The sequence below is a fragment of the Streptomyces sp. 3211.6 genome (assembly GCF_003634815.1).
Taxonomy (GTDB): domain Bacteria; phylum Actinomycetota; class Actinomycetes; order Streptomycetales; family Streptomycetaceae; genus Streptomyces; species Streptomyces katrae_A.
Map to the genome: position 1 here is coordinate 3071271 of NZ_RBXC01000001.1, position 18912 is coordinate 3090182.

Consider the following 18912-nt stretch of genomic DNA (forward strand, 5'->3'; position numbering starts at 1 on the left):
CGGGGCCCTTCCTCATTTGTGATCTAACTTAGGTTAGGCTAACCTAAATCCCGCACCCACCCCCCGCTCTCCCCGCCCGGAGGAAAGTTGATGCGCTCGCATCTGCTGAACGAGACGACCGCGGACGAATACCGGCGCACCGTCACCGAGGGCGTCGAACGCGTCGCCGCCAAACTCGCGGCCACGCAGCGCCCCCACACCGGTATCTCCGTGGACGAACTCGCTCCGGTCATCGGCGGCATCGACCTCGACCGCCCCCTGGGCAACGCCGCCGCCGCCCTCGACGAGCTCGAGGACGTCTACCTGCGCGACGCCGTCTACTTCCACCACCCGCGCTACCTGGGCCACCTCAACTGCCCAGTCGTCATCCCCGCGGTGGTCGGCGAAGCCGTCCTGTCGGCCGTCAACTCCTCCCTCGACACCTGGGACCAGTCCATCGGCGGCACCCTCATCGAGCGCCGCCTCATCGACTGGACCGCCCGCCGCATCGGCCTCGGCGAAGGCGCCGACGGCATCTTCACCTCCGGCGGCAGCCAGTCGAACTTCCACGCGCTGCTCCTCGCCCGCGACGAGGCCTGCCGAATCGTCATGAAGCGTGCCCTGGACGCCGGGACCGAGCTCAGCAAGGCCGAACTCCTGCCCAAGCTGCGCATCTTCACCTCCGAGGCCAGCCACTTCAGCGTGCAGAAGTCGGCCGCCATGCTCGGCCTCGGCTACGAAGCCGTCATCGCGGTCCCCGTCGACCGGGCCCGCCGCATGGACACCTCCGTGCTCGCCCTGGAACTGGAGAACTGCGCCGCCGAGGGCCACTTCCCCATGGCCGTCGTCGCCACCGCCGGCACCACCGACTTCGGGTCCATCGACCCGCTCCCCGAGATCGCCCGCCTGGCCTCCGAGCACTCCGCGTGGATGCACGTGGACGCCGCCTACGGCTGCGGACTGCTGGTCTCCCCCACCCGCCGCCACCTCCTCGACGGCATAGAGCACGCCGACTCGGTGACCGTGGACTACCACAAGTCCTTCTTCCAGCCCGTGAGTTCCAGCGCGATGCTGGTCCGCGACCGCGACACCCTCGCGCACGCCACGTACCACGCGGACTACCTCAACCCGCGCCGGATGGCCGAGGAGCGGATCCCCAACCAGGTCGACAAGTCCATCCAGACCACGCGCCGCTTCGACGCCCTGAAACTCTGGATGACCCTGCGCATCATGGGCGCCGACGCCGTCGGCTCCCTCTTCGACGAGGTCGTCGGCCTCGCCGCGGCCGGCTGGGAGATCCTTGACGCCGACCCCCGCTTCGAGGTGGTCGTGAGGCCGCAGCTCTCCACCCTGGTCTTCCGCTACGTCCCCGCCGCCGAAGCCGGCGAAGCCGGCGCCGGCCCGCGCCCCGAACTGCTCGACGAGGCCCAGCTGCACGCCCGCAAGGCCCTGTTCGCCTCCGGCGAGGCCGTCGTGGCCGGCACCAAGGTGGACGGGAAGCAGTACCTGAAGTTCACCCTCCTCAACCCGCAGACCACGACGGCCGACATCACCGCCGTCCTCGACCTCATCGCCGCACATGCCGAGCAGTTCCTGGGAGAGTCCCTTGCCGTCCACCGCTAAGCCCTACGACTTCATCGGCATCGGCCTGGGCCCCTTCAACCTGGGACTGGCCTGCCTGACCGCGCCCATCGACGAGCTGGACGGCCTGTTCATCGAGTCGAAGCCGCACTTCGAGTGGCACGCCGGCATGTTCCTCGACGGCGCCCACCTCCAGACGCCGTTCATGTCGGACCTGGTCACCCTCGCCGACCCCACCTCGCCCTTCTCCTTCCTGAACTACCTGAAGGACAAGGACCGGCTGTACTCCTTCTACATCCGCGAGAACTTCTACCCGCTGCGCGCCGAGTACAACGACTACTGCCGCTGGGCCGCCGACCGGCTCGACAACGTCCGGTACTCCACCTCCGTCACCGAGGTCGCGTACGACGAGGAAGCCGGGCTCTACGAGGTGCGCACCGACCGCGGCGAGACGTTCCTCGCCCGCCGCCTGGTCCTCGGCACCGGCACCCCGCCGCACGTCCCCGCGTCCTGCGAGAACCTGGGCGGCGACTTCCTCCACAACTCCACCTACATGGAGCACAAGGAAGTCCTCCGGAAGAAGAAGTCGATCACTCTGATCGGCTCCGGCCAGAGCGCGGCCGAGATCTACTACGACCTCCTCGCCGAGATCGACGTCCACGGCTACCAGCTCAACTGGGTGACCCGCTCCCCGCGCTTCTTCCCGCTCGAATACACCAAGCTCACCCTGGAGATGACCTCCCCGGAGTACGTGGACTACTTCCACGCCCTCCCCGAGGAGACCCGCTACCGCCTCGAAACCCAGCAGAAGAACCTGTTCAAGGGCATCGACGGCGACCTGGTCAACGCCATCTTCGACCTGCTCTACCAAAAGCGCGTCGAGATGCCGGGCCAGGTCCCCACGACCCTGCTCACCAACACCTCCCTGAACAGCACGGCGTACGACACCACCACCGGCACGTACACCCTCGGGCTGCGCCAGGAGGAGCAGGAGCGGGACTTCTCCCTCACCACCGAGGGCCTGGTCCTCGCCACCGGCTACAAGTACCGCATCCCGGAGTTCCTGGCGCCCGTCCGCGACCGCCTGAACTTCGACGGCCACGGCCGCCTCGACGCCGCCCGCAACTACGCGGTCGACATCACCGGCCGCGGGATCTACCTCCAGAACGGCACCACCCACAACCACTCCCTCACCTCGCCCGACCTGGGCATGGCCGCGTACCGCAACGCGTACATCGTTTCCGAACTCCTCGGCCGCGAGCACTACAAGGTCGAGAAGTCCATCGCGTTCCAGCAGTTCGCCGCCCCGGAAGGCACGCACGCATGAGCACCACCGAAACCCTCTTCACCCGCACCGACCCCGCCCTGGGCACCTTCGCGATCCGTCCCCTGGACCCCTTCGCGGACGCGGAACTCCTCCACGCCTGGGTCACCCACCCGAAGGCCGCGTTCTGGATGATGCAGGACGCCACCCTCACCGACGTCGAGCGCGAATACGTGCGCATCACCGCGCACGAGCACCACCAGGCCTTCCTCGGCCTCCACGAGGGCCGCCCGGCCTTCCTGATGGAGCGCTACGACCCGGCCCGCCTGGAGCTCGTCGGCCTCTACGACGCGCAGCCGGGTGACGTGGGCATGCACTTCCTGGTCGCCCCGACCGACACCCCGCTCCCCGGCTTCACCCGCGCCGTGATCACCACCGTCATGGCGGCCCTCTTCGCCGACCCGGCCACCGAGCGCGTCGTCGTCGAACCGGACGTCCGCAACACCGCCGTCCACGCCCTCAACGAGGCCGTCGGCTTCGTCCCCGAAGGCCCCGTCACCAAGCCGGAGAAGGAAGCCCTCCTCAGCTTCTGCACCCGGGCCCAGTTCGAGGCGGCCACCGCCCTCACCACCGGGGTCTCGATATGAACCTCTCCGCCGACATCGCCCACCTCACCCCGGAGCTGTGGGCCCGCGCCAACCGCGCCCTGGTCCGCAAGGCCCTGGCGGAGTTCTCCCACGAGCGCCTGCTGACCCCGAAGCCCCTGGGCGAGGACCTGTACGCCGTCCTCAGCGACGACGGCACGGTCGAGTACCGCTTCCGCGCGGTCCTGCACGCCCTGGACCACTGGGCGGTGGACGAGCAGTCCATCACCCGCCACCGCGACGGCACCGAGCTCGCCCTCGACGCCCTGGACTTCCACATAGAGTTCCGGGACGCCCTCGGCCTGAGCGCGGAGGTCCTGCCCGTCTACCTGGAGGAGATCTCCTCCACCCTGGCCGGCACCGGCTACAAGTACACCAAGCCGCACACCCCCTCCGCGGTCCTCGCGAAGTCCTCGTTCCAGGACATCGAGACGGGCATGACCGAGGGCCACCCCTGCTTCGTCGCCAACAACGGCCGCCTGGGCTTCGGCGTGCACGAGTACCGCGCGTACGCCCCCGAGACCGCGAACCCGGTCCACCTGGTCTGGGCCGCCGCCCACAAGGACGTCTCCACCTTCACGGCGGGCGCGGGCCTGGACCACGACACGTTCATCCGCGAGGAACTGGGCGAGGCGGCCGTCTCCGGCTTCGCGGCGAAGCTCACCGCCCTCGGCCTGGACCCGTCGGACTACCACTACTTCCCCATCCACCCCTGGCAGTGGTGGAACAAGACGACGGTCACCTTCGCCGCCGAGATCGCCCATCGCCGTCTGGTCCTCCTGGGCGAGGGCGAGGACGCCTACCTCCCCCAGCAGTCGATCCGCACCTTCTTCAACACGACGACCCCCACCAAGCACTACGTCAAGACGGCCATCTCGGTCCTCAACATGGGCTTCATGCGGGGCCTGTCGGCGGCCTACATGGAGGCCACCCCGGCCATCAACGACTGGCTCCACCAGCTCATCCAATCGGACGAGACGCTCCGCTCCGTCAACTTCTCGATCATCCGCGAGCGCGCGGCGATCGGCTACCACCACCGCCAGTACGAACGCGCGACGGACCGCTACTCCCCGTACCGCAAGATGCTGGCCGCCCTGTGGCGCGAGTCGCCGGTGAACTCCCTGCGCGAGGGCGAGCGCCTGGCCACGATGGCCTCCCTCCTCCACGTGGACGAGGACGGCAAGTCCTTCGTCGGCGCCCTCATCGAGGAATCGGGCCTCACCCCCGCCGAGTGGCTCCGCCCCTACCTCCGCGCCTACCTGCTCCCCCTCCTGCACTGCTTCTACCAGTACGACCTCGCCTACATGCCGCACGGCGAGAACACGATCCTGGTGATCAAGGACGGGGTGGTCCAGCGGGCGGTCTTCAAGGACATCGCCGAGGAAATCGTGGTCATGGACCCCGACGCGGTCCTCCCGCCGGCGGTCGAGCGCATCCGGGCCGACATCCCGGAGGACATGAAGCTGCTGTCCATCTTCACGGACGTCTTCGACTGCTTCTTCCGCTTCCTGAACTCCATCCTGGTGACGGAAGGCATCTGCACCGAATCGACGTTCTGGCAGGCGGTGGCGGACTGCGCCCACGACTACCAGCAGTCCCTCCCCGCCCTGGCGGACCGCTTCGCCCGCTACGACCTCTTCACGCCGGAGTTCCAGCTCTCCTGCCTCAACCGCCTCCAGCTGCGCAACAACAAGCAGATGGTCGACCTGTCCGACCCCTCGGCAGCCCTCCAACTGATCGGCACCCTCAAAAACCCCCTCACCCCCTTCACCCGCCCCGGCAGCCGTTCCAGCGGCCCACGGTTGCGAACGGCCGTTGTCAGTTGATGGATTCGCCGTCGTAACTGCCCCCCGCGCAGATCCACCGGCCGGAACCGGGGTCGTACTGCACCGTTCCACCGCCGGCCTTGCAGCCCGGCTCGTCGATACCCGGTGCGGCGGCCTGCACGGCGGGCGCCAGGGCGCCGAGAGCGGCCAGGATCACGGCGGCGATGAATGTGAGAAGTCGAGTACGCATGGGAGCTCCTGTAAGGACGAGCGACACCACCACGTCATGACCAGCTTCACCCAGGACCGTCTCATGCGCACCAGATGCGTGGAGCCCAGCTGGGGCGGGGCGCGCACCTGCTCCAGAGGCGCCTTCCCCGAACAGGCGGCAGGCTGGTGCTATGGCGAACCTGCCCGAGGTAACCGTAGGGCCGCCTGATGACCTTGGCTGGCGAAAAGTCTCGACGAAAGGCAAGTGCGCAGGCAAGGTGCGGTCTCCCGGGGAACTCCGAAGATTTCTGCAACGTGCCGGGCTGAAACCCGAACACCCCGTCCACTGGCTCGGTGGAGACAGCCTTGTCTGGCCGGACAGAACGGCACAGCGGCGCATAGTGGGCAGCCTCATGTGCATCGGCTTCCTGTTGACCGCCGTACTGCTCCTGAGAATCGGCTGGATGGACAGCCAGCGCGCCCTGACGTTCGGCGAGCGACTCGCCGGATACTCCGTACTGGCTGCGGGTCTGGTGGAGCTGATCGCCGCACTGGCCACTCTCGATTACTGGCACCAGCGGAAGCGGGCCTACTCGGGGCCGCTCCTCATGGCCGGAGTCGGAATCGTCTTCCTCTGCAGCTCCTCGCTCCTTTTCCTGCAGATCGGCGAGCGTTTCACCGGCTGGTCGGTGATCGGGATCTCCTTCCTCACCGGATCCATTCTGGCCGGGGTCGAGCTCGTCAAGCTCCGGGCATGGAAGGGGCTTCGCTATCCCGGGCGCATAGCGATCGGCGCGATCGTGCCCGCCCTGCTCGCCGGTATCAACCTGGCGTATACGCAGCTCTACGTACCCACCGTGACGGCTCCGCTGATCATGAGTGGCGCCGAATTCAAGGAGGCGAGCCTGGACAGCGCCAGATCGGTACTGCACGTGACGGTCCATGCCTACGTGAGGAACAACGGCAGCGTTCCCGTCTACATCCTCGGCAGCATCTACTGGGTCCATGGCGGACCGGCCAACGATATCCACCAGACCACGGATCCCAGCTCCAGCTTTAAATTGATCTACGATGGCGAATTCGTCACCCCGGCAGGGCGTGAACTGGACCCGGGGGAAGAGATATCACAGGACGCGGTCATCGACATCAAGGATCCCGACAAACTCAAACTCGACTACGAGATACTCAGGACCCAGACCGAGATATATGCGATCAGGCGGGACAGGATGACACTGCCTCCCGAGTACGGGCAGTCCCGAAGCTCCGTCGAGGCACTCAAGAGGGACAGGAAATGGAGCGCCGGGGAACCCGGGAACGCAATATACAGGGATGAATCCAACATCTCGAACAGCAGCGAGATCCTCAACATCGCCCGAGGTCGGCAGTCCATTCGCGCGTGGAAGCTGTCCTTCCCGAACTGGTCGCGCATAGAATTGGCCATAACGCCGCCGGGCGGCAGAATCACCTTCGACCCCCACGACCCCCACTACCGGAAACAGCTCATCGACCGGTACGGCCTCTCGCTGGCACGCGGGTCCATGGACCAGACGCCCTTCAAGATGCTCCTGGAGAAGGCCCGCGCCGCCGAGAAGCACCCGGCCCCGGAGCAGTCCGGGCAGTGACGTTCCGTCAAGCCGGTGGACACTGGGCCCGCGAAGGGGCGAGGGCTACGGCCACGGCACCTCCGGGGCGCGGTAGTAGGTGATGTCCTGGGCGTCCAGGCGGGGGCCCTGGGACGCCAGGCGCTGGCGGTGGGTGGTCCAGTTCAGGGCGGCGGGCGGGGACCAGGCGAGTTCCGCGAGGCTGAGGAGGCGGGGGAAGGCCATCAGTTCCCAGTCGGCGCGGGTGGAGATGGTCTCCGTCCAGAGGGGGGCCTCCACGCCCAGGACCGCGGATTCGGGGACGTCGGGGAGGTAGGAGCCCGGGTTCCAGGCGTAGGCGCGCTGGGCGGGGACGTACCCGGCCCACGCCAGGCCCGGGCGGGTCTGCTGGTCGTACTTCATGTCCAGGTAGGCGTGGTCCGCCGGGGAGAGGACCACCCGGTGGCCCGCCTTGGCGGCCGCGGCCACCGCCGCCTTCTCCGCGGCGGGGGTGCGGTCGTGGCCCCAGTACTGGAGGACCGCGCCCGGTGCCGGGCGGGCCGAGGCGAGCTGGTGCCAGGCCATCACCGTCTTGCCGTGCCGGGCCACCACCGCCTGGGCGCGGTCCATGAACCTGGCGTAGTCCGCCGCCGGGGTGGAGTGGGCCTCGTCGCCGCCGATGTGGAGGTAGGGGCCGGGGGTGAGGGCGGCGAGTTCACCGAGGACGTCGTCGATGAACTCGTACGTGCGCTCCTTGCCCACGCACAGCGAGCTGAAGCCGACCTTGACGCCGGTGTAGCGCGCGGGCGCCTTGCCGTCGCAGGTCAGCTCGCCGTAGGCGGCCTGGGCGGCGTTGACGTGGCCCGGCATGTCGATCTCCGGGACGAGGGTGACGTAGCGGTCAGCCGCGTAGGCGACCAGTTCGCGGTAGTCGTCCTTGGACCAGGAGCCGCCGGGCCCGCCGCCCACCTCGCTCGCGCCGCCGTACTCGGCGAGCCGGGGCCAGGAGTCGACGGCGATCCGCCAGCCCTGGTCGTCGGTGAGGTGCACGTGCAGGGTGTTGATCTTGTACTGGGCGAGCTGGTCGACGTACCGCTCCACCTGCTCGACCGGGAAGTGGTGCCGGGCGACGTCGATCATGGCACCGCGGTAGGCGAAGCGCGGGGTGTCCGTCACCGTCCCGCCCGGGACCGTCCCCGCGCCCCGTGCCGGCAGCAGCTGCCGCAGCGTCTGGCCCGCGTGGAAGAGACCGGCCGGGGTGCGGGCGGTGAGGGTGACGCCCGTGGCGGTGGTCCGGAGCCGGTAGCCCTCCTCGCCCAGGTCCGCCGCGCCGCCGTCCAGCCGCAGCCTCACCCCGTCGCCGCCACCGTCCTCACCGCCCGACCCACCCGACCCTCCCGGCCCGCCCGGCCCGTCCGCCCCGTCCACCACCGGCAGCGGCAGCCCGGTCGGCCCGCGCAGCTGCTCCGCGAGGAGCTCGCCGATCCGCCGGACCTCCTCAGGGGCGCCCGGCCCTCCCGTACGGATGACCGTGCCCGCCCCGAAGGCGTAGCCGGGCCCCTCGGCGCGCACGGCCGCCGGCGCCGGCAGGAGCCGCTGGTACGGGGTGAGCACGGCGGCGGCGGCCGGCTTGGCGTCGTCCCCGTGGGCGGCGGTGCAGGCGGCGGAGGGCCAGACGGCGGCCAGGGCCACGAGGGTGCCGAGCGTGCGGCGCAGGACTCTCATGCGCCCAGGTATAGGCCAAACGGCCTCCAGCCGGACCCCGTGGACCCGATGGGAGAATCCCCGGATGGCGGAAATCATCCAGAAGGACGGTACTTGGACCTTCGACGGGGACACGGTGCGCATCGTGCCGGGCCGCGACAAGGGGGTGGGGCTGCTGCGGCAGCAGCTCGGTGAGGTGGTCGTGCCGCTGCGCGCGATCGGGGGGATCAGTTACGAGCCGGGCCGCAAGTCGGGGCGGCTGCGGCTGCGCCTGCGGGACGGCGCGGACCCGCTGCTCCAGGTGACCGGCGGACGGCTGCCGGAGTCCTCGGACCCGTACCGGCTGGGCGTGGAGCCGGACCGGACCGGGGTGGCGGAGTACTTCGTCGACGAGGTGCGCAGCGCCCTGCTGCTGGAGCAGGTGGATCCCGGCCCGTCGGACGCCTATCTGCTGCCGGGCCCGGCGGTGCCGATCTCGGTCGGCGCGGGCGACGGGACGGCCTCCTTCGACGGCGACCGGGTGGTGCTGGACTGGAACTGGACCACCGAGGAGGCGAAGGCCTCGGGCGGTCCGCGCGAGTTCCGGGTCGCGGACGTGCGGACGGTGGAGTGGACCCCCTCGAAGGGGCTGGAGAACGGCTGGCTTCGGTTCACCCTCACGGGTGCCCCGCCGGCCCCCGCGCCCAAGTACGACCCGCACACGGTGGAGCTCTTCGGCTTCAAGAAGGACCCGCTGATGGCCCTGGTCGCGGCGGCGGTGGCGGTACGGATGCCGCACCCGGCGGCCCCGGCTCCGCAGGTCCCCGCCCCCGCCCCCGTCCCCCTGGCGGAGGCGGCCCCGGCCCTGGCGGGCGAGCCGGCGGACCACGACACCCTGCTGCGGCGTCTGCGCGAGCTGGGGGAGCTGCACCAGAGCGGGGTCCTCACCGCGGACGAGTTCACGGCGGCGAAGGCCGCCATTCTGGGCGGTTTCTAACCAAACGAGACCGGAATCACCTATTCCTTGGTCCAGACCAGCATGATCCTGCCCGATTCCGGGCAGGATCTTTGCGTTTCTGCCCCTAGGCCGTCAATATCTACTGGTGCTCGACCGCCGACCGTCCCATGACGAACTCGTCGACCACCTGGTACGCACCACCGCGCTGCAGCGCGGCGAGGCCGCCCGGGTGGTGCTCGACGTACTCGCGTACTTCGACGAGACGACCGAGGAGTTCGTCCGTCGCCGCCACCGCGAGCTGCAGTCCGGCGGAGCGGTCAACGCGGAGATCTTCGAGCGGATCGCGGCGGAACTGCCGCACCGCGCCGTGGCGCCCCCGGAGCTCTCGCTCCGGCAGCTGCGCCGCATCGTCTACGGCTGAGACGCCGCATCGTCTCCAGCCGGGGGCGGGCCCCGCACGGGGCCGGTACGCGTCCGGGCACGGACACCGAACTTCAGGAGGGGCAACACCGTATGTGCGGAATCGTCGGTTACATCGGCAAGCGTGACGTGGCACCACTGCTGCTGGAAGGCCTCCAGCGGCTCGAATACCGCGGCTACGACTCGGCGGGCATCGTCGTCAACAGCCCGAAGTCGGCAGCCCTGAAGGTCGTCAAGGCCAAGGGCCGGGTCCGCGACCTGGAGTCCCGCGTCCCCAAGCGCTTCGCCGGCACCACCGGCATCGCCCACACCCGCTGGGCCACCCACGGCGCGCCGAGCGACATCAACTCGCACCCGCACCTGGACGCCGAGAACAAGGTCGCGGTCGTCCACAACGGCATCGTCGACAACGCCGCCGAGCTCCGCGCCAAGCTGGAGGCCGACGGTGTGGTCTTCGTCTCCGAGACCGACACCGAGGTGCTCGTCCACCTGATCGCCCGCTCCCAGGCCGTCACCCTGGAGGAGAAGGTCCGCGAGGCGCTCAAGGTCGTCGAGGGCACCTACGGCATCGCCGTCATGCACGCCGACTTCGCCGACCGCATCGTCGTCGCCCGCAACGGCTCCCCGGTCGTCCTCGGCATCGGCGAGAAGGAGATGTTCGTCGCCTCGGACGTCGCCGCGCTCGTCGCCCACACCCGCCAGGTCGTCACCCTCGACGACGGCGAGATGGCCACCCTCAAGGCCGACGACTTCCGCACGTACACCACCAGCGGTACGACGACCACCGCCACGCCCGAGACCGTGGAGTGGGAGGCCGCCTCCTACGACATGGGCGGCCACGACACGTACATGCACAAGGAGATCTCCGAGCAGCCCGACGCGGTCGACCGCGTGCTGCGCGGCCGGATCGACGACCGCTTCTCCACCGTCCACCTGGGCGGCCTGAACCTGGACCCGCGCGAGGCCCGCGGCATCCGCCGGGTCAAGATCCTCGGCTGCGGCACCTCGTACCACGCGGGCATGATCGGCGCCGGCCTCATCGAGAGCCTGGCCCGCATCCCCGCCGACGCCGAGCCGGCCTCCGAGTTCCGCTACCGCAACCCGGTCGTGGACCCCGACACCCTCTACATCGCCGTCTCCCAGTCCGGTGAGACCTACGACGTGCTCGCGGCGGTGCAGGAGCTCAAGCGCAAGGGCGCCCGCGTCCTCGGCGTGGTCAACGTGGTCGGCTCGGCCATCGCCCGCGAGGCCGACGGCGGCGTGTACGTGCACGCCGGCCCCGAGGTCTGCGTCGTGTCCACCAAGTGCTTCACGAACACCGTCACCGCGTTCGCCCTGCTCGCCCTGCACCTGGGCCGCATCCGCGACCTGTCCGTCGCCGACGGCAAGCGGATCATCGAGGGCCTGCGCAAGCTCCCCGGCCAGATCCAGGAGATCCTGGAGGGCGAGGAGGACATCAAGAAGCTGGCGGCCGAGTACGCCGAGGCCAAGTCGATGATGTTCATCGGCCGGGTGCGCGGCTACCCGGTGGCCCTGGAGGCCTCCCTGAAGCTGAAGGAGATCTCCTACATCCACGCCGAGGCCTACCCGGCCTCCGAGCTCAAGCACGGCCCGCTCGCGCTCATCGAGCCGGCGATGCCGACGGTCGCGATCGTCCCGGACGACGACCTGCTGGAGAAGAACCGCGCGGCGCTGGAGGAGATCAAGGCCCGCAGCGGCCGGATCCTGGCGGTCGCCCACCGGGTGCAGGAGAAGGCCGACCACACGATCCTCGTCCCGAAGAACGAGGACGAGCTGGACCCGATCCTGATGGGCATCCCGCTCCAGCTGCTGGCGTACCACACCGCCCTGGCCCTGGGCCGGGACATCGACAAGCCGCGCAACCTGGCGAAGTCGGTCACGGTCGAGTAGGACCCGCCACAGCACCGCCCGCGGTACGCGACAGGGGCGCCACCGGTAACTCCGGTGGCGCCCCTGCCCGCCCAGCCCGCGGTGCGGGCCGGGTTCAGCCCGCCGCGACCGCTCCCCTTCCGGCCGACTTGCCGAGGGCCATCGGCCAGTGCGCCAGCGTCGCCGTGGCCCCGTACCAGGCCAGCAGGCCGGACACGGCCGCGACCCAGCCGCCGGCCTTGGCCAGGCCCGCGCTGTCCGCGAAGGCGCCTATGGCCAGCAGGATCAGGGCGAGGGTGAGCAGTCCGTAGACGCCCTGGCCGAACAGACCGCTCGCGGCGGCGAGCGTGAGGGTCAGCGCGAGCATCGCGAAGAGGACCAGAAACGTTCCGGCCGCCTCGTCGGACACCGTGGCCCCCGCGCCCTTGGCCCAGGTGAACCAGAAGATGCCCAGGCCCGCGAACGCGGTGCCGTTGAACCCGTTGCCGCCCCGGTATTCCAGGAGACCGAGGAGGAAGAGGGCCGCGCCGCCGACGTACATCGCGAGCGACACGGAGTTGGCAGCGGTGACACCGGACAGGACGCCGGTGTGGCCGATACCGAACGCGAGAAGGGTGAGACCCAGGGCGATGTTCCCCAGGGTCGAAGTCGAGGCCGTGCTTCCCGCAGAGACACCATTGTCCACGGCGGGCTCCCTTCGATCTGCAGTTGTTTGCTGCGTCCCAGCAGCACTTATCTACCCTTTACGCGGGTTCACAACCGCACAACCGGAATACAGAGGGTCACGGAATGACAACGACGGGTCGCTGCGCCCGCTTGGCCAGACGCCCCGCGACCGAGCCGAAGATGCGGCCGACCAGACCGTGAGTGGAACCGACCACGATGGCGTCCGCCGAGTATTCCCGGCCGACCTCCTCCAGCTCGTGGCAGATGTCCCCGCCCCGCTCCACCAGGATCCACGGCACCTCGGAGAGGTAGTCCGCGCAGGCGAGCTCCAGGCCCAGCACCTCGGTGCGGTGGTCCGGCACGTCCACGAAGACCGGGGGCTCACAGCCGGCCCACACCGTCGTGGGGAGCCGGTTCGCCACGTGCACGATGATCAGGCCGGAGCCGGAGCGCCGGGCCATGCCGATCGCGTAGGCGAGGGCGCGCTCACTGGACGTGGAGCCGTCGAAGCCCACCACCACCCCGTGCCGGAAGGCAGGGTCGCAGGGCAGGCGTGTCTGTTCCACCGCGCGCAGGTCGCTCGATGCGGAATCGGCGAATTGGTGCTTGCGCTTGCGGTCCGCGGGTTCGAAGAATTCGTGACCGGCCATGGATGTCTCGGCGAAAAGTCCTCGGGGGAAGCGACAGGGGCGGTTTCGGCGACTCGGGCTTTCTGACGACGAGGCGGGCGTTTTGGCGACGCTGCGTGACGGAGTTCTGTCCTGGAAGCATCTTTCCAAGCCCTTACCCACCAGGGTACGGCGACACTCCCGTCCTGCACAGGGCATGCCGCCCTTGGAGAGCGTCCAAGGGAGCATGCCGGAGCGGAGCCCCCTTGGCAATGGCCGCTGTCCCCTACAGCCAGTGACGGAAGACCCTCGCGCCACCCGTGCGCGCAGTGACCGGGACCTGTGCGCGAGCGTTGGACAGGAGTCCGACCGTCCAGGAAGAGCCCGCAGGGAGTACGCCGTGCCCGGCCATCCGGTTCACCCCGTCCAGCCCGTCCAGCCCGCTCCGCCGACATCCTCCGCTCCCTCCGGGCACCCCTACCCGCGTCACCCGTCCGTGCGGTCCGCCTCGGGCCGGCCGCATGACGACCCCGGGGGTGACGTGGTGCGCTGGGCCGCCTTCAGCTGCCTGCTCGTGCCGGTGGTCCTGGTGGTCTACGGGACTTCGTACGGCGGGGCCGCCGTGGCCACCCTGGGTCTGGCCGCCGTCACCGCCGCCTGCCGGGTGCTGCTGCGGCACTCCGAGAAGGCGGGACGGGCCGCGGCCCGGGTGGCGGGGCGGGAGCCGCACGGGCACCGCGGCCGGCACTCCCGCAGCGGGTCCGGCGCCCACCGCGGCTGCCACGGCCCCATGGGCCCCTCCCCTCACGACTGACCGATTCGCACGTACACACCCGGTTGTTTTCAGCCAACTTCCGGACCGAACGCTTCCCTTGCCGGAATGTCCCCCCAACCCCCCTACCACCAGCGACGACAGAGCGAAGGGGGCGAAAACACCCCATGGGTACTGGCCACGACCGGATCGTGAGGTTCCCGTGCGGGTAGCGGAGTGGAACGCTTCCTGATCGAATGCTTTTCGCCAAGTTGCCAAGTCGACATAGCGCTGCGTGCTGAACTTGTCACGCCGACACCACGGGACGCAGTAGATTCGATCATGTATTTACGGCGGGGGATCCACGTGCAAGGCCGAGGGGAAACGTGCAGGTGCGACCAGACCAAGGAGTCGCGACACCCAAGGGGGGCTTAGCGCCATGAGCCAGGATTCCACCGCAGTCATCGCCGACGCGGGCAGGAAGCTCGCGGGGCGTCGCCGCAGAGAGATCGTCGCCGTGCTGCTGTTCAGCGGCGGGCCGATCTTCGAGAGTTCCATTCCGCTGTCCGTGTTCGGCATCGACCGCCAGGACGCCGGAGTGCCGCGCTACCGGCTGCTCGTGTGCGCCGGGGAGGACGGTCCGCTGCGGACCACCGGCGGACTCGAACTGACCGCGCCGTACGGGCTGGAGGCCATCGCCCGCGCGGGCACGGTCGTCGTCCCGGCCTGGCGCTCCATCACCTCCCCGCCGCCGCCGGAGGCGCTCGACGCCCTGCGGCTGGCGCACGAGGAGGGCGCCCGGATCGTCGGCCTGTGCACGGGTGCGTTCGTGCTCGCCGCCGCCGGACTGCTGGACGGCCGGCCCGCGACGACGCACTGGATGTACGCGCCGACGCTGGCCAAGCGCTACCCGTCCGTCCACGTCGACCCGCGCGAGCTGTTCGTCGACGACGGCGACGTGCTGACCTCCGCCGGTACCGCGGCCGGAATCGACCTGTGCCTGCACATCGTGCGCACGGACCACGGCAGCGAGGCGGCCGGGGCGCTGGCCCGCCGGCTCGTCGTCCCGCCGCGCCGCACCGGCGGCCAGGAGCGCTACCTCGACCGGTCGCTGCCCGAGGAGATCGGCGCCGACCCGCTCGCCGAGGTCGTGGCCTGGGCGCTGGAGCACCTGCACGAGCAGTTCGACGTGGAGACGCTGGCCGCCCGCGCCTACATGAGCCGGCGCACCTTCGACCGCCGGTTCCGCTCGCTGACCGGCAGCGCGCCGCTCCAGTGGCTGATCACCCAGCGGGTGCTCCAGGCACAGCGGCTGCTGGAGACCTCCGACTACTCGGTCGACGAGGTCGCCGGACGCTGCGGCTTCCGCTCGCCGGTCGCCCTGCGCGGCCACTTCCGCCGGCAGCTGGGGTCCTCCCCGGCCGCCTACCGCTCCGCCTACCGGGCGCGCCGGCCGCAGGCCGACGTGTCCCCCGTGTCGGAGATCTCCGGGACCGCGCTGCCGCACCAGCGGACCCCGCAGCCCCAGCGGGCCGCGGCGGCCCTGGCCGCGTCCGGTCCGAGCGTGACGGAGCTCTACGCCCCGGGCCGGGTGCTGCGCGAACACGCGTAGCCGCCGCCCCGACGACCCGGAAGACGCATGACGAAGGCCCCCCGCATCGGCCGGACACCACCGCGGGGGGCCTTCGGCATAAGGTGGGGCGCATGAACGATCGCATGGTGTGGATCGACTGCGAGATGACCGGGCTCTCGTTGACGGACGACGCACTTATCGAGGTGGCCGCGCTGGTCACCGACTCGGAGCTCAACGTGCTCGGCGAAGGCGTGGACATCGTGATCCGCCCGCCGGACGCGGCCCTGGAGAACATGCCGGACGTGGTGCGCGAGATGCACACCGCCTCCGGCCTGCTCGACGAGCTGGCCGGCGGCACGACCCTGGCCGACGCGGAGGCACAGGTCCTGGCGTACGTGCGTGAGCACGTCAAGGAGCCGCGCAAGGCACCGCTGTGCGGGAACTCCGTCGGCACCGACCGCGGCTTCCTGTCGCGCGACATGCCGGCCCTGGAGGCCCACCTGCACTACCGGATCGTCGACGTGTCCTCGGTCAAGGAGCTGGCGCGCCGCTGGTACCCGCGGGCGTACTTCAACAGTCCGCCGAAGAACGGCAACCACCGGGCGCTCGCGGACATCAAGGAGTCCATCGCCGAGCTGCGGTACTACCGCGAGGCGGTCTTCGTCCCGCAGCCCGGACCGGACTCGGACACGGCGAAGGCCATCGCCGCCAAGCACGTGGTCGCCGACGAGTAGGACCGCCCGCGGCGCCGCCGCAAGGGGTACGGGGAAAGGGGGGAGCGAGCACCCTCCCGGACCCTGTACCCTTTTCTTCGGCCGGTCGTTCCACGACCGGACATGGTGGGTGTAGCTCAGTTGGTAGAGCACCTGGTTGTGGTCCAGGTGGCCGCGGGTTCGAGTCCCGTCACTCACCCTGTGGGAAGGCCCCGGTCCGCGAAAGCGGACCGGGGCCTTCCGCGTTTTTCGGCTACGGCCCGGGTCCGGCGGGGGTTCCCGGACCCGGGCCGGCCGGGCTAACGTCCACGGCAACGGGCAACGGTGCGCGCCGGAGACACGGGAGGGTCGGCGTGCGGCTGGAGGTTGCCCCATGTCCGCACCGGAGACGTCCCGGACGTCGCAGACGTCCGATCCAGGGTCCGCGCCCGGGCCCGTGAAGGCCGGATTCCGCGGGGTGTTCGCACTCGGCGGCACGACCCTGCCCCTGTACGCGTTCCTCGCCCGGCTCCCCGCCGCGCTCTGCCCCATCGGAACGCTGCTGCTCATCAACGACCGCGACGGGATCGGCGACGCCGGGACCGTGGCCGCCGCCCTCTGGCTGGGCCAGACCCTGGGCGGCCCGGTGATCGGCCGGCTCGCCGACCGGCGCGGCCACCGCCCGGTCCTGCTGGCCGCCTGCGCCGCGAACGGCCTGGTCCTGGCCCTGCTGGTCTGCGCCGTCCTGAGCGGGCTGCCGCTGGGCGCCCGGATCGGGCTCGCCGTCGCGGCCGGGCTGACCGTTCCGCAGGTGGGGCCGCTGGCGCGGGCCCGCTGGGCGCGGCTGGCCGGCCCCGACCGGGCGCTGCTGGGGTCGGCGCTGTCCTTCGACACCACCCTCGACGAGGCCTCCTTCATGGTGGGGCCCGCGCTGGCCGGGATCCTGGCGGTGACCGTGCACCCGGCCTCGGCGCTGGTGCTGGCCGCCGTCCTGATCCTGGTGTTCGGGACCCTGTTCGCCCTGCACCCCAGCGCGCCCGGGCCGGCGACGGGGCGGGGCGGGCGGGCCGGCGTACGGCTGTGGTCGCCGGGGCTGGCCCTGCTGTTCGCGCTGGCCGTGCTCCAGGGGGCCGCGTGGAGCGGGGCCAACACGGGGGTCAACGCCCTCGCGAAGTCCCTGGGCCAGGGCGGTACGGCCGGGCTGGTGTGGGCGGCGATGGCGGTGACCAGTTCGGCCGCCGGTTTCGTCACGGTGGCCCGGCCCGGGTCGGCGGACCTGGTGACGCGGCTGCGGTGGACGATCGGGCTCCAGGCGGTGCTCACACTGCCGCTGCTCGCGGTGACCGGGCCCTGGGGGGCGGCCGCGGCCGTCGCCGGGATCGGGCTCGCGGTGGCCCCGCACCTGATCGCCCTGTTCGGGCTGGTGGAGCGGACCGGACCGGAACTGCGGATGGGCGAGGCGATGACGGTGGTGGGCAGCGGCCTGATCGTCGGCCAGGCCCTGGCCGCGGCGGCGTCCGGCCCCCTGGCCGCCGCGTACGGCCACCGGGCGGCGTTCGCCGTGTCCTGCGCGGCGGTGACCGCCTCGGCGATACTGGCCCTCACGGCGGGCGGCAGGCTCCGGCCGGCCAGGCTCTAGGCGAGGGTGCGGACCGAGCGCACGCCCTCGTGGAGGCCGAAACAGGCGGCCTCCGGCCGGACCCTCTCCAGGAACTTCCGCATCGCCTGGACCAGGGCCCCGGTCTTGATGTCCTCGTTGCCGGCGGCCGTGTCCAGGTGGGCCCTGAGCATCACCCTCATGTGCGGTTCCCTCCGTCACCCCCCACCCTCCGCACGGGCCGGGGGCGCGGCAACATCTGCGCCCCCGTCCGGGCAGCTCAGGGGGCAGGCGTCAGGAGGAAGGGGTCAGGAGGAAGGGTGGGCCGTCTGGATGTGGAAGTTGAAGTCCGCGTGTCCCAGGGTTCCCATCAGACGCAGCCACACCGGCAGCAGCATCTCCGTGCCGCGTGCGGTCTCGATGCCGCCGAGATCGATGATCGACGCTTCCGGCCAGCCGAAGGAGACCAGCAGGGCGTGGACGGCCTTCTTCGCGTCGGAGTCGTCGCCGGAGAGGAAGACGGAGTGCTCGCCGGGGACCCGGGCGGGGTCGACCATGATCTGGCAGTTCATGGTGTTGAGGGTCTTGACCACCCGCAGCTGCGGGAAGGTGCGCTGGATCAGCTCGCCGAGGCTGTCGTCGCCGACCGGGTCCAGGCGGGGCGGGAAGCCGTGCGAGAAGTCCAGCGGGTTCGCGATGTCGATGAGGACCTTGCCGTCGAGGTGGGCGGCGTCGGCCTCGGTCAGCGCCTCGACGCTGACCCGTCCGCCGGTGGCGTTGACCAGCGTCTCGCCGTGCCGTGCGGCCTCCGGGAAGGCGGCGAGGGCGACCGACGGGTGGGCCTCCTGCCATGCGGCGTACTCCGCCCGGTCGAGGGTGGCCCGCGGGTCACGGGTGCCGATGACCACCTCGTGGCCCAGGGAGGCCAGGCGGGCGGCCACCGTACGGCCGACGATTCCGGTGCCGAGAACTGCGTAACGCATGCGGATGTCCTTTTCCGAAGGGTGTGACACGAGCCGTGCGCGGGATGCGGCCGAACGCGACGGCCCC

General features: G+C 70.5%; 18 protein-coding genes and 1 tRNA gene. 13 read left to right on the top strand and 6 right to left on the bottom strand.

Going from position 1 to position 18912, the window contains the following annotated elements; translation table 11 throughout:
* Window positions 1–90 precede the first annotated feature (90 nt).
* From BX286_RS14045 to BX286_RS14060, 4 genes are read left to right on the top strand one after another with little or no spacing between them, the layout of a single operon-like run.
* The gene (locus BX286_RS14045) at window positions 91–1602 is read left to right on the top strand and encodes an aspartate aminotransferase family protein (protein ID WP_121015065.1); all 1512 of its coding nucleotides are present in this window, start codon (window positions 91–93) and stop codon (window positions 1600–1602) included.
* Window positions 1559–2887 (top strand): lysine N(6)-hydroxylase/L-ornithine N(5)-oxygenase family protein, encoded by a 1329-nt coding sequence (locus BX286_RS14050; RefSeq protein WP_187344137.1) that lies wholly within the window; start codon window positions 1559–1561, stop codon window positions 2885–2887. The genes BX286_RS14045 and BX286_RS14050 overlap by 44 nt, the downstream gene beginning before the upstream one ends.
* Window positions 2884–3471 carry a GNAT family N-acetyltransferase gene (locus BX286_RS14055; RefSeq protein WP_121015066.1) on the top strand — a complete coding sequence of 196 codons (588 nt, stop codon included), beginning with the start codon at window positions 2884–2886 and terminating at the stop codon, window positions 3469–3471. Before BX286_RS14050 ends, BX286_RS14055 begins: the two co-directional genes overlap by 4 nt.
* Window positions 3468–5294 carry an IucA/IucC family siderophore biosynthesis protein gene (locus tag BX286_RS14060; RefSeq protein WP_121015067.1) on the top strand — a complete coding sequence of 609 codons (1827 nt, stop codon included), beginning with the start codon at window positions 3468–3470 and terminating at the stop codon, window positions 5292–5294. Before BX286_RS14055 ends, BX286_RS14060 begins: the two co-directional genes overlap by 4 nt.
* Here the strand turns inward: BX286_RS14060 and BX286_RS14065 are convergent.
* Entirely contained in the window at window positions 5287–5484 is a 198-nt protein-coding gene (locus BX286_RS14065; protein ID WP_079427136.1) for a hypothetical protein, read from the bottom strand. The genes BX286_RS14060 and BX286_RS14065 overlap by 8 nt on opposite strands.
* 151 nt (window positions 5485–5635) lie before the next feature.
* Here BX286_RS14065 and BX286_RS14070 point away from each other — a divergent pair, with 151 nt between their 5' ends.
* A complete protein-coding gene (locus BX286_RS14070) occupies window positions 5636–7066 on the top strand; it encodes a hypothetical protein (protein ID WP_148710268.1) in 1431 nt (476 codons plus the stop codon).
* A 45-nt stretch (window positions 7067–7111) separates the two neighbouring features.
* Here the strand turns inward: BX286_RS14070 and BX286_RS14075 are convergent, their stop codons facing one another.
* On the bottom strand, window positions 7112–8749 hold the full coding sequence (locus BX286_RS14075; protein WP_121015069.1) for a beta-N-acetylhexosaminidase: 1638 nt from the start codon (window positions 8747–8749) through the stop codon (window positions 7112–7114).
* A 64-nt stretch (window positions 8750–8813) separates the two neighbouring features.
* On the opposite strand from BX286_RS14075, the gene BX286_RS14080 reads away from it, so the two are divergent.
* From BX286_RS14080 to glmS, 3 genes are all read left to right on the top strand, one after another.
* Complete coding sequence (locus tag BX286_RS14080; protein WP_079427142.1) at window positions 8814–9704, top strand: DUF4429 domain-containing protein; 891 nt, start codon at window positions 8814–8816, stop codon at window positions 9702–9704.
* A gap of 106 nt (window positions 9705–9810) precedes the next feature.
* Entirely contained in the window at window positions 9811–10086 is a 276-nt protein-coding gene (locus BX286_RS14085) for a hypothetical protein (protein ID WP_079427144.1), read from the top strand.
* A 92-nt stretch (window positions 10087–10178) separates the two neighbouring features.
* The gene (gene glmS / locus BX286_RS14090) at window positions 10179–11996 is read left to right on the top strand and encodes a glutamine--fructose-6-phosphate transaminase (isomerizing) (RefSeq protein WP_079427145.1); all 1818 of its coding nucleotides are present in this window, start codon (window positions 10179–10181) and stop codon (window positions 11994–11996) included.
* A 94-nt stretch (window positions 11997–12090) separates the two neighbouring features.
* Here glmS and BX286_RS14095 read toward each other — a convergent pair whose 3' ends face one another.
* Window positions 12091–12660 (bottom strand): GPR1/FUN34/YaaH family transporter, encoded by a 570-nt coding sequence (locus BX286_RS14095; protein ID WP_079427147.1) that lies wholly within the window; start codon window positions 12658–12660, stop codon window positions 12091–12093.
* A 97-nt stretch (window positions 12661–12757) separates the two neighbouring features.
* Window positions 12758–13291, bottom strand: coding sequence for a universal stress protein (locus BX286_RS14100; RefSeq protein WP_079427149.1), 534 nt, complete (start codon window positions 13289–13291; stop codon window positions 12758–12760).
* Window positions 13292–13793: 502 nt separating this feature from the next.
* On the opposite strand from BX286_RS14100, the gene BX286_RS14105 reads away from it, so the two are divergent.
* The 5 genes from BX286_RS14105 (at window position 13794) to BX286_RS14125 (ending at window position 17904) form a co-directional block, all read left to right on the top strand.
* Window positions 13794–14063: a hypothetical protein gene (locus tag BX286_RS14105; RefSeq protein ID WP_398898507.1), complete on the top strand. Its 270-nt coding sequence runs from the start codon at window positions 13794–13796 to the stop codon at window positions 14061–14063.
* A 376-nt stretch (window positions 14064–14439) separates the two neighbouring features.
* A complete protein-coding gene (locus BX286_RS14110) occupies window positions 14440–15612 on the top strand; it encodes a helix-turn-helix domain-containing protein (RefSeq protein ID WP_079427153.1) in 1173 nt (390 codons plus the stop codon).
* Between the two features lie 92 nt (window positions 15613–15704).
* Window positions 15705–16307: an oligoribonuclease gene (orn, locus tag BX286_RS14115; RefSeq protein WP_079427155.1), complete on the top strand. Its 603-nt coding sequence runs from the start codon at window positions 15705–15707 to the stop codon at window positions 16305–16307.
* A gap of 105 nt (window positions 16308–16412) precedes the next feature.
* Window positions 16413–16485: transfer RNA gene (locus tag BX286_RS14120), tRNA-His, on the top strand.
* 237 nt (window positions 16486–16722) lie between these two features.
* Complete coding sequence (locus tag BX286_RS14125) at window positions 16723–17904, top strand: MFS transporter (protein WP_148710269.1); 1182 nt, start codon at window positions 16723–16725, stop codon at window positions 17902–17904.
* Here BX286_RS14125 and BX286_RS36550 read toward each other — a convergent pair.
* Both BX286_RS36550 and BX286_RS14130 read right to left on the bottom strand, forming a co-directional pair.
* On the bottom strand, window positions 17901–18065 hold the full coding sequence (locus tag BX286_RS36550) for a hypothetical protein (protein ID WP_159036783.1): 165 nt from the start codon (window positions 18063–18065) through the stop codon (window positions 17901–17903). The genes BX286_RS14125 and BX286_RS36550 overlap by 4 nt on opposite strands.
* Before the next feature lie 105 nt (window positions 18066–18170).
* Window positions 18171–18845 (bottom strand): NADPH-dependent F420 reductase, encoded by a 675-nt coding sequence (locus tag BX286_RS14130; protein WP_079427159.1) that lies wholly within the window; start codon window positions 18843–18845, stop codon window positions 18171–18173.
* Between the last annotated feature and the right edge of the window lie 67 nt (window positions 18846–18912).

What these genes read in the sequence shown, in the direction of transcription:
- BX286_RS14045 (WP_121015065.1), top strand. Translation starts at nt 91, where the DNA reads ATGCGCTCGCATCTGCTGAACGAGACGACCGCGGACGAATACCGGCGC.
- BX286_RS36550 (WP_159036783.1), bottom strand. Translation starts at nt 18,065, where the DNA reads ATGAGGGTGATGCTCAGGGCCCACCTGGACACGGCCGCCGGCAACGAG.
- BX286_RS14075 (WP_121015069.1), bottom strand. Translation starts at nt 8,749, where the DNA reads ATGAGAGTCCTGCGCCGCACGCTCGGCACCCTCGTGGCCCTGGCCGCC.
- BX286_RS14055 (WP_121015066.1), top strand. Translation starts at nt 2,884, where the DNA reads ATGAGCACCACCGAAACCCTCTTCACCCGCACCGACCCCGCCCTGGGC.
- BX286_RS14110 (WP_079427153.1), top strand. Translation starts at nt 14,440, where the DNA reads ATGAGCCAGGATTCCACCGCAGTCATCGCCGACGCGGGCAGGAAGCTC.
- BX286_RS14065 (WP_079427136.1), bottom strand. Translation starts at nt 5,484, where the DNA reads ATGCGTACTCGACTTCTCACATTCATCGCCGCCGTGATCCTGGCCGCT.
- BX286_RS14060 (WP_121015067.1), top strand. Translation starts at nt 3,468, where the DNA reads ATGAACCTCTCCGCCGACATCGCCCACCTCACCCCGGAGCTGTGGGCC.
- orn (WP_079427155.1), top strand. Translation starts at nt 15,705, where the DNA reads ATGAACGATCGCATGGTGTGGATCGACTGCGAGATGACCGGGCTCTCG.
- BX286_RS14080 (WP_079427142.1), top strand. Translation starts at nt 8,814, where the DNA reads ATGGCGGAAATCATCCAGAAGGACGGTACTTGGACCTTCGACGGGGAC.
- glmS (WP_079427145.1), top strand. Translation starts at nt 10,179, where the DNA reads ATGTGCGGAATCGTCGGTTACATCGGCAAGCGTGACGTGGCACCACTG.
- BX286_RS14130 (WP_079427159.1), bottom strand. Translation starts at nt 18,845, where the DNA reads ATGCGTTACGCAGTTCTCGGCACCGGAATCGTCGGCCGTACGGTGGCC.
- BX286_RS14050 (WP_187344137.1), top strand. Translation starts at nt 1,559, where the DNA reads ATGCCGAGCAGTTCCTGGGAGAGTCCCTTGCCGTCCACCGCTAAGCCC.
- BX286_RS14070 (WP_148710268.1), top strand. Translation starts at nt 5,636, where the DNA reads ATGGCGAACCTGCCCGAGGTAACCGTAGGGCCGCCTGATGACCTTGGC.
- BX286_RS14100 (WP_079427149.1), bottom strand. Translation starts at nt 13,291, where the DNA reads ATGGCCGGTCACGAATTCTTCGAACCCGCGGACCGCAAGCGCAAGCAC.